Source organism: Xanthomonas sp. NCPPB 1068, from assembly GCF_041479385.2.
Classification (GTDB): Bacteria; Pseudomonadota; Gammaproteobacteria; order Xanthomonadales; family Xanthomonadaceae; genus Xanthomonas; species Xanthomonas cannabis.
Window position 1 is genome coordinate 922,414 of the sequence record NZ_CM192986.1, and the last position, 16,486, is coordinate 938,899.

The window sequence follows — 16,486 nt, forward strand, 5'->3', positions numbered from 1 at the left end:
GCGCATGCTTTTTCCGATTCCCGATTCCCGATTCCCGATTCCCGATTCCCGATTCCCGGCACTAAAGCGCATTCCGCGTCGGCGCATCGGTCCGCACCACTACGTCCAGCGCGTCGTGACGCCAGGATTCGATATCCAGTTCCACCGCGCGGCCGTCTTCGGCAAAGCTGGTCCGCTGCAGGCGGAAGCAGGGCGTGCCGGTGGTGGACTGCAGCAGCATCGCCTGGGTGGCATCCAGGCCGGCCGGATGCATCGACACCTGCGCGCGGCTCAGGAACAGCCCCAGCTTCTGGTTGAACACGCTCGACAGCGAGCCGGCCAGATCATGTTCCAGCAGGCCCGGCGCCCACGCTGCAAGCACCACATTGGTTTCCAGCAGCACCGCGCGGCGGTCGATCCAGCGCCGGCGCTGCAGCACGAAGACATCCTCGTAGGGCGACGCCAGGCGCAGCGCGGCGGCGAAGGCGGCGCCGGCCGGTTGCCGGGTCGCACTGAGCAGCTCGGTACGCGGCTTGCGCCCTTGCGCGGCCACGTACTGCATGAAGCCGGCAATGCTGGTGGGGTCGTAACGCACGCGCGCCGCACTGACGAACCAACCGCGGCGGTTTTCGCGGTAGATGCGCCCCTGCGCTTCCAGTTGCTGCAGGGCCTCTCGCAAGGTGATGCGGGTGCAGCCGAACCGCTCGGCGAGTTCGCGCTCCACCGGCAGGCGCTGGTCGGGGCCCCATTCGCCGGCAGCGATCTGCGCGGAGATGATCTCGGTGATGGCGTGCTGGCGCGAGGCGCTCATGCGGCGTGCCGCCCGGCAAGGAGTTGACGCATCGGTAAGGCAACAGGCTGAAAGTCGTGCATGCGCCGATGGTAAAGAAGAACGCGCCGGCAAACCGCGCCAGACTCAGCGCAGCGCCGCCGGATTCCGGTTCTGTTGGGGTTTCCAGCTGCGCCACCCATAGACCGCCAGCGCCACGAAGCCGGCATAGAGCAGGGCAGTGGGGTACAGGCCCTTGCTGACGAAGACGCCGACATACACGCAGTCCAGCACGATCCACAACACCCAGTTGGCAATGCGCTTGCGCGCGGCCCACACGCTGGCGACCAGGCTGAAACTGGCCAGCGCCGCGTCCAGCCAGGGCAGTGCGGCGTCGGTGCGGTGATGCATGTACGCGCCCAACCCCGCAGCGAACGCAGCACCGATGCCCAGCGAGATCCACAGTTCCTGCTGCGGCATCGGCAACGGGCGGATGCGCGTGTCCGTGGCATTGCCGCGCTGCCACTGCCACCAGCCATACAGCTGGGTCAGCACGTAGACGCCCTGCAGCAGCATGTCCGAGTACAGCTTCCACTGGTAGAACAGCCACGCGTACAAGGCCACCGCCACGATGCCCACCGGCCAGCACCAGCGGATGCGTCGCGCGGTCAGCCACACGCCCAGCAGGTTGATCACGACAGCGATGGATTCGAGCAACGACATGCAATGCCTGATGGAGAGTGGAGAGCGGGGAGCAGGTGCAACCCGTGCAAAACCGTGTTGCAGTCGCAAGTGGATGCTGCGCGACTCCGAGCCTGTATGCGATGGGAACCCAACAGCGTCCTCACCGCCGAGCTCCTGCCTCAAGAGCGGCTGACACAAGCTGGCGCCCGCCCGCTTGGCGGCCGCGCAGGAGTGCTGTCAGCTGCTCTCAGTTGCCGCCATCAGCCAGTGCCTGAAACACGCCCAAGCACAGCTGATTCCGACATCCTTCTCCCGCTTGCGGGGGAAGGTGCCCGAAGGGCGGATGGGGGAGGCAGCAGACCTCAAAAATCCACCTGCACGGTCAGCCGCGCCGTACGCGGTGCACCCGGGAACAGATATGCATCGCCCTGGTATTCGCCGGAATCGCGCCAGTAGCGCTTGTCGAACACGTTGTCCACGTTCACCCGCCACGTAGTTGCCAGTGTGCCCAGCGTCGTGGCGTAGCGCGCGCCCAGATTGGCCGCCGTGTAGGCGGGTACGCTGGCATTGCCAAGGCGGTCGGCGAACTTGCGCCCGCTGTATTGCACGCCGGCCAGCAGCTCCAGCCCATCGACGCCAGGCACGTTGTAGTCGGCCTGCACGCTGGCGCGCAGCTTGGGCACGTTGATGGCCTGATGGCCCTCATACGCTGCAATGTCGGTGTCTTCTGCGCGGGCGCGGATGGCCGCTATGCTGGCGAACAGGCGCAGCTGCTCGGTCGCCGCGCCATCGGCCGACAGCTCCAGGCCGCGGTTATGCAAGCGTCCCTGCTGCACGAACAGCAGGCCACCGTCGGCTTGCGGCTGGGTGAACTGGTAGGCCTGGCGGATGTCGAACAGCGCCGCGCCCAGGCGCAGGCCCTGCAGGTCGATCTTGGCGCCGGTTTCCAGCTGATACGCACTGGTGGGCGGCAGAATCTCGTCGGCATTGTCGGCAAACCACGGCGCGGTGCCGCCGGCGGCCAGGCTCTTGGCGTAGCTGGCATACAGCGACACGTTCTGCTGCGGTTTGAACAACAGCGCCGCCTGCGGCAACACCGCGTCCTTGCGGGTGCGGCGTTCCAACAGCCCGTCGCGATCGAACGCGCGTTCGTCCATCCGCACGGCGCGCGCGCCCAACGACAGCTCCCACTGCTCACCCAGGCCGATACGGTCGGCCAGCACCAGCGCGCGCTGGCGGCTGTCCAGGCGGCGTTGTTTCGGGTCCAGCGGCACGTCGGTCTGCGCGAAGACTTCCGGGTCGCGGTCGATGCTGCCGCTGCCGACGAATTCGTTGACCGAACCAAAGCGGTCGATGGTGCGGCGCAGCCAGTCGCCGCCGATGCTCAGGCGATGTTCCAGCGCACCGGTGACCACACGGCCTTCCAGGGTGGCGCGCAACTGGTCGTGCACGCGGGTGTCGTCCGGGCTGCGGTAGTCGTAGACGTCGTACTCGCCCTGCGCGCTGAAGAAGTTCGGGGTGGCGATGTCCGCGCAGCTTGCCGCGCCGTAGCAGCCCCAGGCGAACGCGGAAAAGTCGTTGATCGTCGAGCGGCTGCGCGACGCGTCGACGGTGGCGCGCCAGTCGTCGTTGAACTGATAGGCGTAGCGCAGTTGCGCGTTGAGCGAGTCCATTTCCACCGGGCGTGACCAGGGCTGGTACCCGAGCAGGCGGCGCACGTCGATATCGCGCGGCACCTGCGTGCCGCCGAGCAATTGGTAGCCGGGCACCGATCGCTGTTGCCGATGCTGGTATTCCACGTCCAGCTGCAGCAGCGACTGCGGTGTGAGCTTCCAGTCGCCGGCCAGCGACAGAAAATTACGGTAGCCATCCGCATGGTCGACATAGCTGTCGATGTCTTCGCGTGCGGCATTCACGCGCAGGCCCAGGCTGCGCTCGGCACCGAACCAGTCGCCCAGGTCGGCCGCGACATAGCGCGAGCCCTGCTCGTCGGTACCCAGGGTCACGCTGCGCACACGCTCGGGCCGCTTGGTGCGGTAGTCGATCAGCCCGGCCGGTTCGTTGACACCGGACTGTAGCCCGGCCAGGCCTTTGAGGATCTGGACCTGCTGCTTGTTCTCCAGCGCGATCGACTGTTCGCCCACCGCACTCAGGCCATTGATGCGGTAGCTGTTGGCGGCATTGAGCGAATACCCGCGCACCACGAAGTTTTCGTAATAGCCGATCGGCGCATACGCATCGCCGGCGGAGGCGTCGGCACGCAGCACCTCGCTGAGCACGCGCGCCTGGCGATCGAGCAATTGCGGGCGGTCGATCACCGCGATGGAGGCGGGCGCATCCAGCAGACGGGTGGCGCCGAAGCCGGTCAGCGCGGTGGCTGCCTCGTCGCGTTGCCCAAGCACGTTGACCGCGTCCAGTTCCACCGCTGCGCTGTCGGGTTGTTGTTGTGCCAGGACGGGGTTGGACAGGCACACCGCCAGGGCAAGCGCGAGCGGGCGGCGGGACAGCAGGCAAGTGGATGCGAAGGACATGGGTAAGGCTCGATGGAAGAAGGGAAACCGCTCAGGGCGAGCGGTGCGCGCGCGCATGCAAATGCGCGAGCAGGGCCTGGCCATCGGCGCTGGAAAACCAGTCCGCATGCCCAAGCAGATAACGGTGATAGGCGATGTCCACGTTGTCGGCGGAGCGCGTGATGCCGGCGAAATAGTCGATCTCGCTCAAGGCGAAATCGACATGCACGATCGGCAGCAGTGCGGCCAGACAACGCAGCTGTGCGGCACCGAGCGGGCAATGCGCTGCGTAGCCATCCAGCAATGCATCCAGCTGCGCCAGCTCGGGCTGCGCGCGCGCGCCGGTGTCCAGGTGCAGCCACGGGATCAGGTTGCGTTCGATGGCGGTGGCCAGATCGAACAGCGCGCTGTTGCGATCGCTCAATCCGAAATCGAAGATCGCGCTGACCCTGGTGGCGCCGTGGTCGGTGTTCCAGAGCAGGTTGGACGCGTGCCAATCGCCATGCGTCCACAGCGGCGGCATGGCACCCGGTGCAGACAGCAAGGGCCAGGCACGTGCATGCCAGGGCAGCACGTGGGTGGCCAGGTCACGCTGCCAGGGATACCCGTGCAGGGCCGCAGCCAGATGCGGCCGTGTCGGTAGCGCGCGCTGCAGCGCCGGCAGTGGCTCGGCCTGCGCGAACACCTGCAGGTTGGCAACCAGCACGGCGCTGGAACGCGCGGGTGCAGCAAAGCCCCGCGCAGCGTGGTGAAGCTGCGCCAGCGCCGCGCCGGCGGCGTGTGCATGGGCGGTGTCGATGAACGGCGTCCACGACACCGCGTCGCGATACAGGTCGTGCCCGGCACCGACGCGCTGCACTTCGTAGACCCAGGCGTCGTGGGCAAACGCGGTCTGGCCGTCCGCCGCGTGCAGCACCTCGACCACCGGCGCCCCGGCCCGGCGCAGATGCGCCATGAAGGCGTGCTCCTCGCGCAACGCGGCAACGCTGCGCACGCGGCGATGGTGGCGTTTGACGATCACCTGCCCGGTGGCGGTTTCCACGCGGGCGGCGGCGGAGAACGGTCGCGCACTGTGCCACTGCACGTCCTGCGCACCGCCAAGCGTGGGCAGGCGCTGCAGCACGCGCCGGATTTCCCCAAGGGTCAGCGCCGGCCAGTCGGGCGGCGCCAGCGCCAGGCTCATGCCATGGACCTGATGCGGCGCGTTCACGGCTGCAGGCTCCACGTGCAAGCCATAGGGAGATCGAGTGGTATAGACCAACCGGGTAAGGCCGATCCGACGGGCCCGGCGCATGTGCCGGCATTGCGGACGGCGCTGCCGGGCCGTCGGTGCAGGGCGGGCGCCATCAGGCGGTCGCACTGCATGGAATGAAAGGGCAGCGCGAAACCGGAAGGTCGCTGGCCGTCATCTCTGAGGATCAAGTGGGGGTGCCGCGGACGGCGCCGACGCAGGCCGCGTGGCGGCTGTCGGGCGCGCAGTATGCCTGCTGCTGCGGCACGCCGCCATGCCGGGGCGCCACACGCGATGGCGCGGCGGTGGCCCCGCACCGGATAATGGGCGGATGACTCCAGTCCAGATCGCCGCCGTCGTCGTCACCTACCAGAGCAGCAGCACCATCGATGGCTGCCTGTCGCGGTTGCGCGCGGCCGAGGGCATCCGCGAGATCCGGGTGGTCGACAACGCCTCCAGCGACGACACCCTGGACGTGGTGCAGCGGCACGCGCTGGCCGACGCCCGCGTGCACTTCATCGCCAACCCGGACAACCCCGGCTTTGCCACCGCCTGCAACCAGGGCGCACGCGACTCGCAGGCGCCCTGGCTGGTGTTCATCAACCCGGATCTGATGGTCGAGCCCGACACCCTGGTGCAGTTGTGCGCGCGCGCGGCCGGGCATGCTGCGGTGCTGCTCGGCGTGGAGCAGGTGGACGAACAGGGCCGCCCCGACGCCGCAGTGCGCCGCCGCGACCCGGACTTTGCGGCCATGCTGCGCGCGCCGCGTGCCGCCGCCCAGCTGGCGATGCCGGCCGACCCGTCGCAGGCGCTGCAGGCGGTCGATGCAATCTCCGGTGCGCTGATGCTGATGCAGCGCAGCCTGTTCGACCGGCTGGACGGCTGGGACGGCCATTACCGGCTGCATGCCGAGGATCTGGACCTGTGCCGGCGTGCCCGTCAGGCGGGTGCGCTGGTCGCGGTGGCCAACGATCTGCAGGTGGTGCACGTGCGCGGCGTCTCCAGCCGAGCCCGCCCGTACTTCGTCGAATGGCATAAACACCGCGGTCTGTGGCGCTATTTCCGCAAGTTCGAAGCCGCCCAGCGCAGCCCGCTGACCCGGGTCGGCGTGTGGCTGGCGATCTGGGCGCATGCGGCTGCGCAACTGCCGCGGTTGATGCGTCGGGCATGACGCGCGGCCTGTTAAATTAGTGATAAATCCGTGATGGGGAGCCGGTCGTAACTGTGATACGTTGCGTGGCGAAGTGTGATCCAGTCAGTGCTTCCTGTCCCTAACGGGTCCCCCATCAGGAAACGTACAAATGTCCTTACAGATCGACCCGCGCTCGCGGGTACGTCAGTCGTGCCTTATCCCCGAGCAGTCCAGTCCGGTTGCCCGGCCGTCGGCCTCTTTTCGTTCCCTTGGCCGCAAGCCGCTGGCCGCGCTGTCGGCGCTGGCGCTGGGCTGCACGCTGGCCGCATTGCCGGGCGCTGCGCTTGCCGGTGCCTGGACGCAACCGCAAGGCGACACGCTGGTGATCGTCAAGGCGCTGCATAGCGATGGCCGCGGGTGGTTCGACGACAGCCATCACCGCACGACCTTCGGTGACGGCCAGCAATTCGACGGAAACGGGCGTAGCCGCCAGGACCAGCTGAATGTCTACGTCGAGCATGGGCTGACCGACAGGCTCAGCGTCATCGGCAATTTCTATTTCAGCGATGTCGGTTTCAGCAGCCATGACAGTGGCCGCGGCCGCCAGCAGACCAGCACCACCGGGTTTGCCGATCAGGAAATCGGCCTGCGCTATGCGTTGCCGAGCGCGCCGGACGATGTCTGGCGCAGCTCGGTGCAGGGGCTGGTCAGCATCCCGGCGTATGGCCGCAGCAAGACCTACCACCCGAACAATCCCCAGGCGAACACCGATCCTGCGCTGGGCTTGGGCGATTACGGGCTGGAGCTGCGTTACAGCCGTGGCCGCGGCTACACGCTGGGCGACCGCAACGGCTATGTCGATCTGGGTGGCGCGGTGCGCCTGCGCGGCAGTGCGGCCTCCGACGAGGTACGCGTGGATGCCTCCACCGGTCTGAGCCTGACCCCGGGCTGGTTGCTGCTCGGCGAGCTCAACGTCATCCAGGGGCTGGGCAACGGGCGTAACAACTTCGATGTCGCAGGCTCTGCGGGCGGCGTGGGTTTCGTCGCCACCGGCACCAACTACGACCTGACCAAGCTGCAGCTGTCCACGCTGTACACCGCCCCGGGCGGCAGTCAGTGGCAGCTGGGCTATCAGCAGCCGGTGATGGGGCGCAACACTGCTGCCGCAGGCGGGCCGTTCGTGGCCGCCTGGTGGCGTTTCTGAGGACGCCACGCCCATGACGGTCAGCTGCGAGAGCGAGGCGCTGGGACGGGTGCCGGATATCGGCCGCGAACGCGGCCTGCTGGGGCGTGCGCTGGTGTCGGCGGGCGTCATCACCGACGAACAACTGCGCGCGGCGCTGGCGCTGCAGCAGCGCTGGAACTCGCGCCTGGGCGATGTGATCCTGGCCCAGCGCGGGGTGCCGGCGCAGCGCTTCTACGCCATCGTCGCCGCGCACTTCGGGCTGGAATTCATCGACCTGGTGCAGCAACCGCCGGATCCGGCGCTGCTCACTGCCGGCGATCTGGACAGTTACGCCCAGCGACTGCTGCTGCCCTGGCGGCGCGAGGACGGCGTGCTGGTGCTGGCCGTGGCCGACCCCGACCCGGCGCTGTTCGCCTGGGCGCGCGCGCACTACGGCGAAGACGTGCGCTTTGTCGGCACCGCCAAGTTCGACATCATCTGGAGCCTGCAGCGCCACGCCGACGAGCAGCTCACCGACAACGCGCTGAACCTGCTGGCCGCGCATGCGCCGACCTACTCGGCGCGCCAGGTGGTGACGCGCGGGCAGAAGCACACGCTGTGGGCGATTGCCGCAGCGTTGCTGATCGCGATGGTGGTGTTTCCGGTGCCGGCCCTGATCGCCATCAACGTGCTGGTGGCGCTGGGCTTTCTGGCGACCTTCGGTTTGAAGCTGCTGCTGGTGTGGTTCGGCTCGCGCCACCGCATCGACATCAAGGTCACCGAAGACGAAGTGGCCGCGCTGCGCGACGACGACCTGCCGGTCTACACCGTGCTGGTGCCGATGTACAAGGAACCGGAAGTCCTGCCGATCCTGGCCAATGCGCTGCGCAAGCTGGATTACCCGATCAGCAAGCTCGACGTGAAACTGGTGCTGGAAGCCGACGACTTCGAGACCATCGAAGCGGCCAAGAAGCTCGGCCTGGAGGCGTTCTTCGAAATCATCCGGGTGCCGCCGTCGCAGCCCAAGACCAAGCCCAAGGCCTGCAACTACGCGCTGCATTTTGCACGCGGCGAACTGCTCACCATCTACGACGCCGAAGACAAGCCCGAGCCGGATCAGCTCAAGCGCGTGGTGGCGGCCTTCCGCAAGGCCGAGAAGGACGTGGTGTGCATCCAGGCGCGGCTGAACTACTACAACGCCGACGAAAACTGGCTGACGCGGATGTTCACGCTGGAGTACACGCTCTGGTTCGACTTCTACCTGCCGGCGCTGGAATACCTGCGCATCCCGATTCCGTTGGGCGGCACCTCCAATCACTTCCGTCTGGATGTGTTGCGCCAGGTGCGTGCGTGGGACCCGTACAACGTCACCGAAGACGCCGACCTGGGCGTGCGGCTGATCCAGAACGGCTACCGCGTCAACGTGGTGAACTCCACCACGTTCGAAGAGGCCAACGTCAGCATTCCCAACTGGATCCGGCAGCGTTCGCGCTGGCTCAAGGGCTACATGCAGACCTGGCTGGTGCACATGCGCGACCCGGTGCATCTGTATCGCAGCACCGGGTTCAAGGGGTTTTGGGGCTTTCAGTTTTTCATCGGTGGCGGTTTTTTCACCGCACTGGGCGTGCCGGTACTGTGGACGCTGTATGCGGTGTGGCTGCTCACCGGCACCAGCATGTTCGAGCGCTTCTTCCCGCCGTGGCTGGGCGCGGTATCGCTGGTCAATCTGCTGCTGGCCAACGCGTTCTTCATCTACATCACGCTGGTGGCGGCGTTCAAACGCGACTACTTCAAGTTGGCCCCGTACGCGTTGACGGTGCCGTTCTACTGGGCATTGCAGTCGATCGCCGCCTACAAGGGGCTCTGGCAGCTGATCCACAATCCGTTCTACTGGGAGAAGACCACGCATGGCATCAGCAAGCATTCGGAAAACGAGCGCCGCGCCGCACTCGAAGAGTGAGCCGGGTGTCGCGCGTCGCGACAGCGGCCTGCCCGCGTTCCTGGTGGCGGTGGTGGCGCTGTCGTTGCTGAGCCAGCCGTTGCTGGTGCAGTCGATGGGCGGTGCCGCGCCGGTGAGTGCGCCGGGCGTCGGGTTGCCGGCGTCCGGCGTGCTTGCCTGGGCGGTCGATCTGGCGTTGCACCACTGGCAGCTGCCATTGCAGATCTGGCCGTTCCTGGCGGTCGCCGCCAACGCGTTGTTCCTGTCGCTGCTGTGGCGCGATCTGGCCGGCGTGTTCGGGCGTGGCTGGGCCAGCGGCCTGACCCTGCTGGTGGGCTGCAACCCGCTGTTCCTGCTGCCGATCGCGGCGGGCGGCAGCCAGGCGGTGGGCCTGCTGGCGTTCTACGGCCTGTGCCGCACGCTGCGCCGCCTGCAGGCGCCGGTGGAAGCGTTCACCTACCTGCGCATCGCCGGGTGGCTGTGCATCCTGCTGTGCCTGGATCTGCAGACCCTGGCGTTGTCGACGATGGTGGCGCCGTGGCTGCTGCTGGTGATGCCGCCGCAGATGCTGCGCAAGGCGCCCGGCTCGTTCTATCTGGTGTGCTATCTGCCGTTCGTGTTCCTGGTCGGCATGTGGGCCTACGTCAACCTGACCGTGTTCAATGCGCCGTGGCCGACGCTGTCGAGCATCGGCCAGGCCGCAGATCCGCTGCCATTGCCGCTGGCCGCCCAGGCGCAGGACTGGTTGCCGGCCGTGCGTTGGGGCGTGGCCGCAGTGGTCTGCTTCCCGGTGCTGGCGCTGGTGGTGCGCACGCGCAGTGGTGCCCTGGCCCGCGGCGTCATCGCCAGCGCCGGCACGGTGATCTGCGCGGCGGCACTGTCGTTTGCGTTCGGCTGGGCCGGGTTCGACGCCTTGTTGTTGCTGTGGGTGCCGGCGGCGTTGTTGCTGCGCGCGCTGCAGGCCGACCAGCGCACCCAGGCAGCCGGTTTGTTGCTGCTTGGTCTGGTAGGTGCGGCCTGGGTGCAGCCGCCGGGCTGGGGCAGCTGGCTGCGTGCGGCGCCTGCCGACGAGCAGTCGCTGCTGCAGGGTGAGGCGGTCGTCATCGCCGCGCCGGTATCGCTGCCGGTCAAGCCCACAGCGACGCCGTCGGCAGCCGTGCCTGCAACGCCGCGGCTAGGGGACGATGCCGTGCTCACCGCGGCGGCCGCACCGGTGGCGAGCGCACCGGCGGGGCTGGCTGGCCCTGCCACGGCGACGGTGGCGCAGCCGCAGACTGGCAATGCAAGTTTGCAGGGCAGCACATGCGTGCAGGGCACGACAGCGTCGACCACCGAGACGTCTGCGGCATGTTCAAGCGCGTTCTGACGCTCGTGGCGGTGCTGGCGGTGTGCCTGCTTGCCAACGGCTGCAATGCAGCCGCGCCGATGTGGATGGGCGCCAACGTCAAGGTGTCGGCCAATGCGCCGTGGCAGAGCGCCGCCGCCGCGCAATCGCTGGATGCGTTGGCCGGCACCGGTGCCAGCAAGGCGTTGCTGGTGGCCTTCGTGTGGCAGGCAACGCCGCATTCCAGTGACCCGGTCCTGGGCAGCGACAGCAGCCTGGAGGCCATGCGCGCTGCGTTGCGGCGGAGCCAGCGTTCCGGTTTGCAGCCCACGCTCAAGGTGCATGTCTGGATACCCGGCCACTGGGCCGGCGAGGTGGCGCCCGGCGATCAGGCCGCTTGGTTTGCGGCGTATCAACGGGCGCTGCTGCCGCTGGCGCAATTGGCCGAAGACGAACACGCCGAGGCGCTGGTGGTCGGCACCGAACTGCGCAAGCTGCAGGACGCGCCGCACTGGCCCGAGCTGGTGGCCGCGGTACGCAAGGTCTACCACGGCAAGCTGCTGTACGTGGCCGATGGCATGGAGCATGCGGAGAGCTTCCGTTACTGGTCGCTGTTCGATGCGGTCGGCACCAGCCTGTATCCGCGCCTGTCCGAGGCGGGCGATGCCCGCACGGCGGAAATGAACGCCGCCGCGCAGCGCCTGCAGCAGCTGGGCCAGCGCGTCGGCAAGCCGGTGTGGGTGGCCGAGCTGGGCCTGCGCTCGGCACGTGGCAGCCTGGCCGCACCCTGGGAAAGCCCGGAGCAACGTGCCGCCGCAGTGGATACGCAGCTGCAGCTGCAGGTGCTGCAGCAATGGCGCAAGGTGCTGCAGGCGCATGGCATCGACGGGATTGCGCTGTGGTGCTGGTACACCGACCCTAAGGCCGGCGGCCCGGGCGACAGCGACTTCACCGTGCAAGGCAAGCCGGCCCAGCAGGTGCTGGCGCGCTGAGGCGCCCAGCTGCGCCTGCGGACGGCGTGCGCGGCGGTGGATCGAGTGGGAGGCTTTGCGCGTAGCTGCCTGTGGCAGCGGCGGCAACGGCCGATGGTCGGCACGCCGGGCGCGTGCGCGTGGCAGCCGGCGCGTTGGCGGCCTTGCACGTCCCGCCAGCGCCGCTGCGGGCATAATCCGGCGGCATGATCATCCATTCGCTGCTCGACACCGACCTGTACAAATTCACCATGATGCAGGCGGTGCTGCATCAGCACCCGGCCGCGCAGGTGGAGTACCGCTTCAAGTGCCGCACCCCTGGCGTGAACCTGGCGCAGTTCATCGATGAAATATCGCGCGAGATCGATGCGCTGTGCCGGCTGCGCCTGCGCGAGGACGAAGTGGATTACCTGCGCAGCCTGCGCTTCATCAAGCCGGACTTTGCCGACTTCCTGGCGCTGTTCCATCTGGACCGCAAGTACCTGCAGCTGTCGGCATCGACCACCCATCCGGGCGAGATCGAGCTGACCATCCGTGGCCCGTGGCTGCACACCATCCTGTTCGAAGTACCGCTGCTGGCGATCATCAACGAGGTGTGGTTTCGCAACACCTCCGAGCCGGATTTCGAGGAAGGCCGCAGCCGCCTGCGCGCCAAGGTCAGCAGCCTGCGCAGCATGCCCGCCGGCTGCAAGATCGCCGATTACGGCACCCGGCGGCGTTATTCGCGGCACTGGCACGGCGAGCTGCTGCCGCTGCTGCGCGATGGCCTGGGCGAGCAGTTCGTGGGTACCAGCAACGTGTATTTCGCCAAGCACTACGGGTTGACCCCGCTGGGCACGATGGCGCACGAATACCTGCAGGCATTTCAGGCGCTGGGGCCGCGGCTGCGCGATTCGCAGGTGGCGGCGCTGGAGTCCTGGGCGCGCGAATACCGCGGCGACCTTGGCATTGCGTTGTCGGATGTGGTGGGGCTGGATGCGTTCCTGCGCGATTTCGACCTGTACTTCTGCAAGCTGTTCGACGGCATGCGCCACGATTCCGGCGACCCGTTCGAATGGGGCGAGCGGGTGATCGCGCACCTGGAGGCGCACCGCATCGATCCCCGGACCAAGGTGCTGGTGTTCAGCGACGGCCTCGATATCGACAAGGTGATGCAGCTGTACCAGCACTTCCACACGCGCTGCCGTCTGGCCTTCGGGGTGGGCACCAGCCTGACCAACGACCTGGGACCGACCCCGTTGCAGATCGTGATCAAGATGGTTCGCTGCAACGGCCAACCGGTGGCCAAGCTCAGCGACTCGCCCGGCAAGAGCATGTGCGAGGACGTTGGCTACCTGCGCTACCTGCGCGATGTGTTCGGCCTGCCGCCGATGCCCGACGACAGTGGCACCGCGCGTCACTAGGTGACGCCGGCCGGCAGGGAGAAGGGTGGACAGCCCACCCTGGTGTAGGGGAATCGCCAGAAAAAAATGAGAACCCCATCGCGCTTGCACGTTGGCTGACGTTAACATTGGCATCACGCCGCCATCACATTTGATGCGGCGGTCGCTTATGACGTCCCATCTTGCGAAGTCCGTTGATGCCCGCACTCGACCCGTTATCGCTGTACCGCGCGCGTGCCTGCTCCCGGCAGTGGCTGGGCTTCGTCCGCGCCATGGCCGAGGAGTTCGGCGCCGAGTTGCCCGAGCACGATCTGGCCACGTTGATGGTGCGGATCGGCCGTCGGTTTGCGCGCGAGCACAGGTTGGCGCCCTGCAACGCGCTGGCCGAGGTGCAACAGGCCGCCAACGCGATCTGGGACGGCTGCGACTGGGGCCAGTGCGCGATGGACGAGCACGCCGACCATGTGCAGATCCGGCACGGCGGTGCGCCGCTGGGCGTGGCGCTGGATGGCGCCGCCTGGAGCGACGGATTCCTGCAGGGCGTCTACGAAGGCTGGTTCCAGCAACTGGGGATGCTGGCGGGCCTGTCCGTACAGGCCGTGCCGGGAGAGAGCGTGGACCTGCGCCTGTTGGTGCTGGCGCGGACGCCATGAACAGCGGTCATCGGACAAGGAGAATGTGATGGCGCCAAAGAACACCAGAAACACACCGGGACACGACGATGTGTCCGGCCTGTTCGCACGTCTGGGGACGCAGGCGAGTCAGGGGTACCAGGATTTCGCCTATCCCCAGTTGCCGCCGCGCAAAGCCGGCGGCCTGCCTGCCGGCGCGCCGGTCGCTGGCGCAGCGGTGCCGGATGCGACCGACGCGGTGGCGCCGCCCGCGCCAGCGTCGCCAGCTGTACCGGTAGCCGGCACGCCACCTGCTGCGCCGCCGTCACCGGTGCTGCAAGCAGCTGCGGCGGCGGAACAGACCGCAAGCCTGCAGCGCAGCGATGCGCTGGCACCGTTACGCAAGCTGCGCCAGCTCGACGAGCCCGGCCCGCGGGGCCTGCCATCGCCGCCGCGGCCTGCGCAGACGCCACTGGAGCAGCTGTTCCAGCGCCTGCTGCAGGCCGACGCCCGCAGCAACGCGCACAGCCCGCTCAAGCGCCTGCGTTCGCGTTGATGCCTGCCACCCTTAACGCCCGGCACGCGTAGCGCGCGTATCCGGTGCCGTACCGCACGTCTGCCATGTTTTTCAGGATTGCCCGATGACCGTTGCCCACCGTCGTTCCGTCTCGCCGCTGCCCACGCTGGCAACCTGGGCGCTGTGGCTGCTGGGCGCGCTGCTGCTGGTCTTCGTGGTGGCCGTGCCGATGGACGTCACCCAGCAGCTGGTGTTCTCCGGGGTGCTGTTCGCCGTGGCGCTGGCGGTGCGCAAGCGCGGCGGGCGCGTGGTGGTCCTGATGATGATGGGCATGTCGCTGGCGGTGTCGTGCCGCTACATCTGGTGGCGCATGACCCAGACCATGGGCCTGGGCAGTGCAGGGGATTTCATCCTCGGGCTGGGCCTGCTCGGCGCCGAGCTGTATGCCTTCGTGATCCTGGTACTGGGTTACTTCCAGGTGCTGTGGCCGCTCGATCGCAAGCCGGTACCGCTGCCTGCCGACCAGCGCCTGTGGCCGAGCGTGGACGTGTTCATCCCCACCTACAACGAGCCGCTGTCGGTGGTGCGTACTACCGTGCTGGCCGCCAGCGTGATCGATTGGCCGGCCGGCAAGATCACCATCCACCTGCTCGATGACGGCCGCCGCGACGAATTCCGCGAGTTCTGCGCCGAGGTCGGCATCAACTACGTCACCCGCACCAACAACGCGCATGCCAAGGCCGGCAACATCAATGCGGCATTGAAGAAGTGCAGCGGCGAATATGTGGCCATCTTCGACTGCGACCACATTCCCACCCGCAGTTTTCTGCAGGTGGCGATGGGCTGGTTCCTGCGCGACACCGGGCTGGCACTGGTGCAGATGCCGCACTATTTCTTCTCGCCCGATCCATTCGAGCGCAACCTCGACACGCACGGCAAGGTGCCCAACGAGGGCGAGCTGTTCTACGGGTTGCTGCAGGATGGCAATGACCAGTGGAATGCCACGTTCTTCTGCGGTTCGTGCGCGGTGATCAAGCGCAGCGCACTGGAAGAAGTCGGTGGGGTGGCGGTGGAAACCGTCACCGAAGATGCGCACACCGCGCTCAAGCTGCAGCGCCGCGGCTATCGCACCGCGTATCTGGCGGTGCCGCAGGCCGCAGGTCTGGCAACGGAGAGCCTGTCCGGGCATGTGGCGCAGCGCATCCGCTGGGCGCGCGGCATGGCGCAGATTGCGCGCATCGACAATCCCTTGCTGGGGCGCGGGCTCAAGCTGTCGCAGCGGCTGTGCTATCTCAACGCGATGCTGCATTTTTTCTACGGGCTGCCGCGCATCATCTATCTCACGGCGCCGCTGGCCTATCTGTTCTTCGGTGCGCACGTGATCCAGGCGTCGGCGCTGATGATCCTGGCCTACGCGTTGCCGCACCTTCTGCAGGCCAACCTGACCAACCTGCGCGTGCAGAGCCGCTTTCGGCACCTGCTGTGGAACGAGGTCTACGAGACCACGCTGGCCTGGTACATCTTCCGCCCGACGCTGGTGGCCTTGCTCAATCCCAAGCTGGGCAAGTTCAACGTCACCCCCAAGGGCGGGCTGGTGGCGCGTAGTTATTTCGATGCGCAGATCGCCAAGCCCTATCTGTTCCTGCTGCTGCTCAACCTGGCCGGTGTGGTGGCCGGCGTGCTGCGTCTGGTGTATGTCGGCGGCAGCGGCGAGCAGCAGACCATCTGGTTCAACCTGGCCTGGACGCTCTACAACATGGTGCTGCTGGGCGCCACGATCGCCACCGCCAGCGAGACCCGCCAGGTGCGCAGCGCGCATCGAGTGCCGTTGGATATCCCGGTCACCCTGTATCTGCCCGACGGCAGCGTGTTGCCGAGCCGTTCGGTGAATTTTTCCACCGGCGGCATGGCGATCAAGCTCGCGCAGCCGCAGCCGATCGAGCCCGGGTCGGCGGTGCAGATCGGCCTCAGTCACCGCGGTGTGGAGCAAACCTTGCCGGCGGTGGTGCGCCAGGACCGCGACGGCCAGGTCAGCATCCAGTTCACCGCGATGTCGATGGAACAGGAACGCTGGCTGGTGGCATCGACCTTTGCGCGCGCCGACATCTGGCTGTCGCAATGGGGCCAGCACGACCGCGATTCGTTCTGGCGTTCGATGGGCCAGGTGCTGGCCGCCAGCGCGCGCGGGTTCGGGCGCCTGGGCCGGCATATGGCCGACAGCGCACGCCAGGGCTTCCGCCCGGCACGTGCTGTGGATCTGGAGTCGTGAGCG

General features: G+C 67.5%; 13 protein-coding genes. 9 read left to right on the forward strand and 4 right to left on the reverse strand.

What is annotated here, in order from left to right; all coding sequences use genetic code 11:
- Positions 1-61 precede the first annotated feature (61 nt).
- The 4 genes from ACCQ12_RS03840 to ACCQ12_RS03855 all read right to left on the reverse strand — a co-directional run bounded on the left by ACCQ12_RS03840 (position 62) and on the right by ACCQ12_RS03855 (position 5,152).
- Positions 62-790, reverse strand: a complete 729-nt coding sequence (locus ACCQ12_RS03840) for a UTRA domain-containing protein (protein ID WP_372382991.1) — start codon at positions 788-790, stop codon at positions 62-64.
- Positions 791-895: 105 nt separating this feature from the next.
- Complete coding sequence (gene pnuC / locus ACCQ12_RS03845; RefSeq protein WP_184375826.1) at positions 896-1,471, reverse strand: nicotinamide riboside transporter PnuC; 576 nt, start codon at positions 1,469-1,471, stop codon at positions 896-898.
- A gap of 323 nt (positions 1,472-1,794) precedes the next feature.
- Entirely contained in the window at positions 1,795-3,963 is a 2,169-nt protein-coding gene (locus tag ACCQ12_RS03850; RefSeq protein ID WP_372382992.1) for a TonB-dependent receptor, read from the reverse strand.
- Positions 3,964-3,994: 31 nt separating this feature from the next.
- On the reverse strand, positions 3,995-5,152 hold the full coding sequence (locus ACCQ12_RS03855) for a phosphotransferase enzyme family protein (RefSeq protein WP_372383547.1): 1,158 nt from the start codon (positions 5,150-5,152) through the stop codon (positions 3,995-3,997).
- A 352-nt stretch (positions 5,153-5,504) separates the two neighbouring features.
- Between ACCQ12_RS03855 and ACCQ12_RS03860 the strand changes: the two genes are divergently transcribed.
- From ACCQ12_RS03860 to bcsA, 9 genes are all read left to right on the forward strand, one after another.
- A complete protein-coding gene (locus ACCQ12_RS03860) occupies positions 5,505-6,344 on the forward strand; it encodes a glycosyltransferase family 2 protein (RefSeq protein ID WP_372382993.1) in 840 nt (279 codons plus the stop codon).
- A 130-nt stretch (positions 6,345-6,474) separates the two neighbouring features.
- A complete protein-coding gene (locus ACCQ12_RS03865; protein WP_372382994.1) occupies positions 6,475-7,509 on the forward strand; it encodes a hypothetical protein in 1,035 nt (344 codons plus the stop codon).
- Positions 7,510-7,522: 13 nt separating this feature from the next.
- Positions 7,523-9,430 (forward strand): glycosyltransferase family 2 protein, encoded by a 1,908-nt coding sequence (locus ACCQ12_RS03870; protein WP_047697679.1) that lies wholly within the window; start codon positions 7,523-7,525, stop codon positions 9,428-9,430.
- Positions 9,431-9,479: 49 nt separating this feature from the next.
- Positions 9,480-10,775: a hypothetical protein gene (locus ACCQ12_RS03875; RefSeq protein WP_372383548.1), complete on the forward strand. Its 1,296-nt coding sequence runs from the start codon at positions 9,480-9,482 to the stop codon at positions 10,773-10,775.
- Positions 10,757-11,725 carry a glycoside hydrolase family 113 gene (locus ACCQ12_RS03880; RefSeq protein WP_372382995.1) on the forward strand — a complete coding sequence of 323 codons (969 nt, stop codon included), beginning with the start codon at positions 10,757-10,759 and terminating at the stop codon, positions 11,723-11,725. The genes ACCQ12_RS03875 and ACCQ12_RS03880 overlap by 19 nt, the downstream gene beginning before the upstream one ends.
- Positions 11,726-11,910: 185 nt before the next feature.
- A complete protein-coding gene (gene pncB, locus ACCQ12_RS03885) occupies positions 11,911-13,107 on the forward strand; it encodes a nicotinate phosphoribosyltransferase (RefSeq protein ID WP_372382996.1) in 1,197 nt (398 codons plus the stop codon).
- Positions 13,108-13,283: 176 nt separating this feature from the next.
- On the forward strand, positions 13,284-13,739 hold the full coding sequence (gene bcsD / locus ACCQ12_RS03890; protein ID WP_372382997.1) for a cellulose biosynthesis protein BcsD: 456 nt from the start codon (positions 13,284-13,286) through the stop codon (positions 13,737-13,739).
- Positions 13,740-13,767: 28 nt separating this feature from the next.
- The gene (locus tag ACCQ12_RS03895; protein ID WP_372382998.1) at positions 13,768-14,253 is read left to right on the forward strand and encodes a hypothetical protein; all 486 of its coding nucleotides are present in this window, start codon (positions 13,768-13,770) and stop codon (positions 14,251-14,253) included.
- 85 nt (positions 14,254-14,338) lie between these two features.
- Positions 14,339-16,483, forward strand: a complete 2,145-nt coding sequence (gene bcsA, locus ACCQ12_RS03900; RefSeq protein ID WP_372362316.1) for a UDP-forming cellulose synthase catalytic subunit — start codon at positions 14,339-14,341, stop codon at positions 16,481-16,483.
- Positions 16,484-16,486 lie beyond the last annotated feature (3 nt).

What these genes read in the sequence shown, in the direction of transcription:
- pncB (WP_372382996.1), top strand. Translation starts at nt 11,911, where the DNA reads ATGATCATCCATTCGCTGCTCGACACCGACCTGTACAAATTCACCATG.
- ACCQ12_RS03895 (WP_372382998.1), top strand. Translation starts at nt 13,768, where the DNA reads ATGGCGCCAAAGAACACCAGAAACACACCGGGACACGACGATGTGTCC.
- ACCQ12_RS03880 (WP_372382995.1), top strand. Translation starts at nt 10,757, where the DNA reads ATGTTCAAGCGCGTTCTGACGCTCGTGGCGGTGCTGGCGGTGTGCCTG.
- ACCQ12_RS03865 (WP_372382994.1), top strand. Translation starts at nt 6,475, where the DNA reads ATGTCCTTACAGATCGACCCGCGCTCGCGGGTACGTCAGTCGTGCCTT.
- pnuC (WP_184375826.1), bottom strand. Translation starts at nt 1,471, where the DNA reads ATGTCGTTGCTCGAATCCATCGCTGTCGTGATCAACCTGCTGGGCGTG.
- bcsD (WP_372382997.1), top strand. Translation starts at nt 13,284, where the DNA reads ATGCCCGCACTCGACCCGTTATCGCTGTACCGCGCGCGTGCCTGCTCC.
- ACCQ12_RS03840 (WP_372382991.1), bottom strand. Translation starts at nt 790, where the DNA reads ATGAGCGCCTCGCGCCAGCACGCCATCACCGAGATCATCTCCGCGCAG.
- ACCQ12_RS03850 (WP_372382992.1), bottom strand. Translation starts at nt 3,963, where the DNA reads ATGTCCTTCGCATCCACTTGCCTGCTGTCCCGCCGCCCGCTCGCGCTT.
- ACCQ12_RS03860 (WP_372382993.1), top strand. Translation starts at nt 5,505, where the DNA reads ATGACTCCAGTCCAGATCGCCGCCGTCGTCGTCACCTACCAGAGCAGC.
- bcsA (WP_372362316.1), top strand. Translation starts at nt 14,339, where the DNA reads ATGACCGTTGCCCACCGTCGTTCCGTCTCGCCGCTGCCCACGCTGGCA.
- ACCQ12_RS03870 (WP_047697679.1), top strand. Translation starts at nt 7,523, where the DNA reads ATGACGGTCAGCTGCGAGAGCGAGGCGCTGGGACGGGTGCCGGATATC.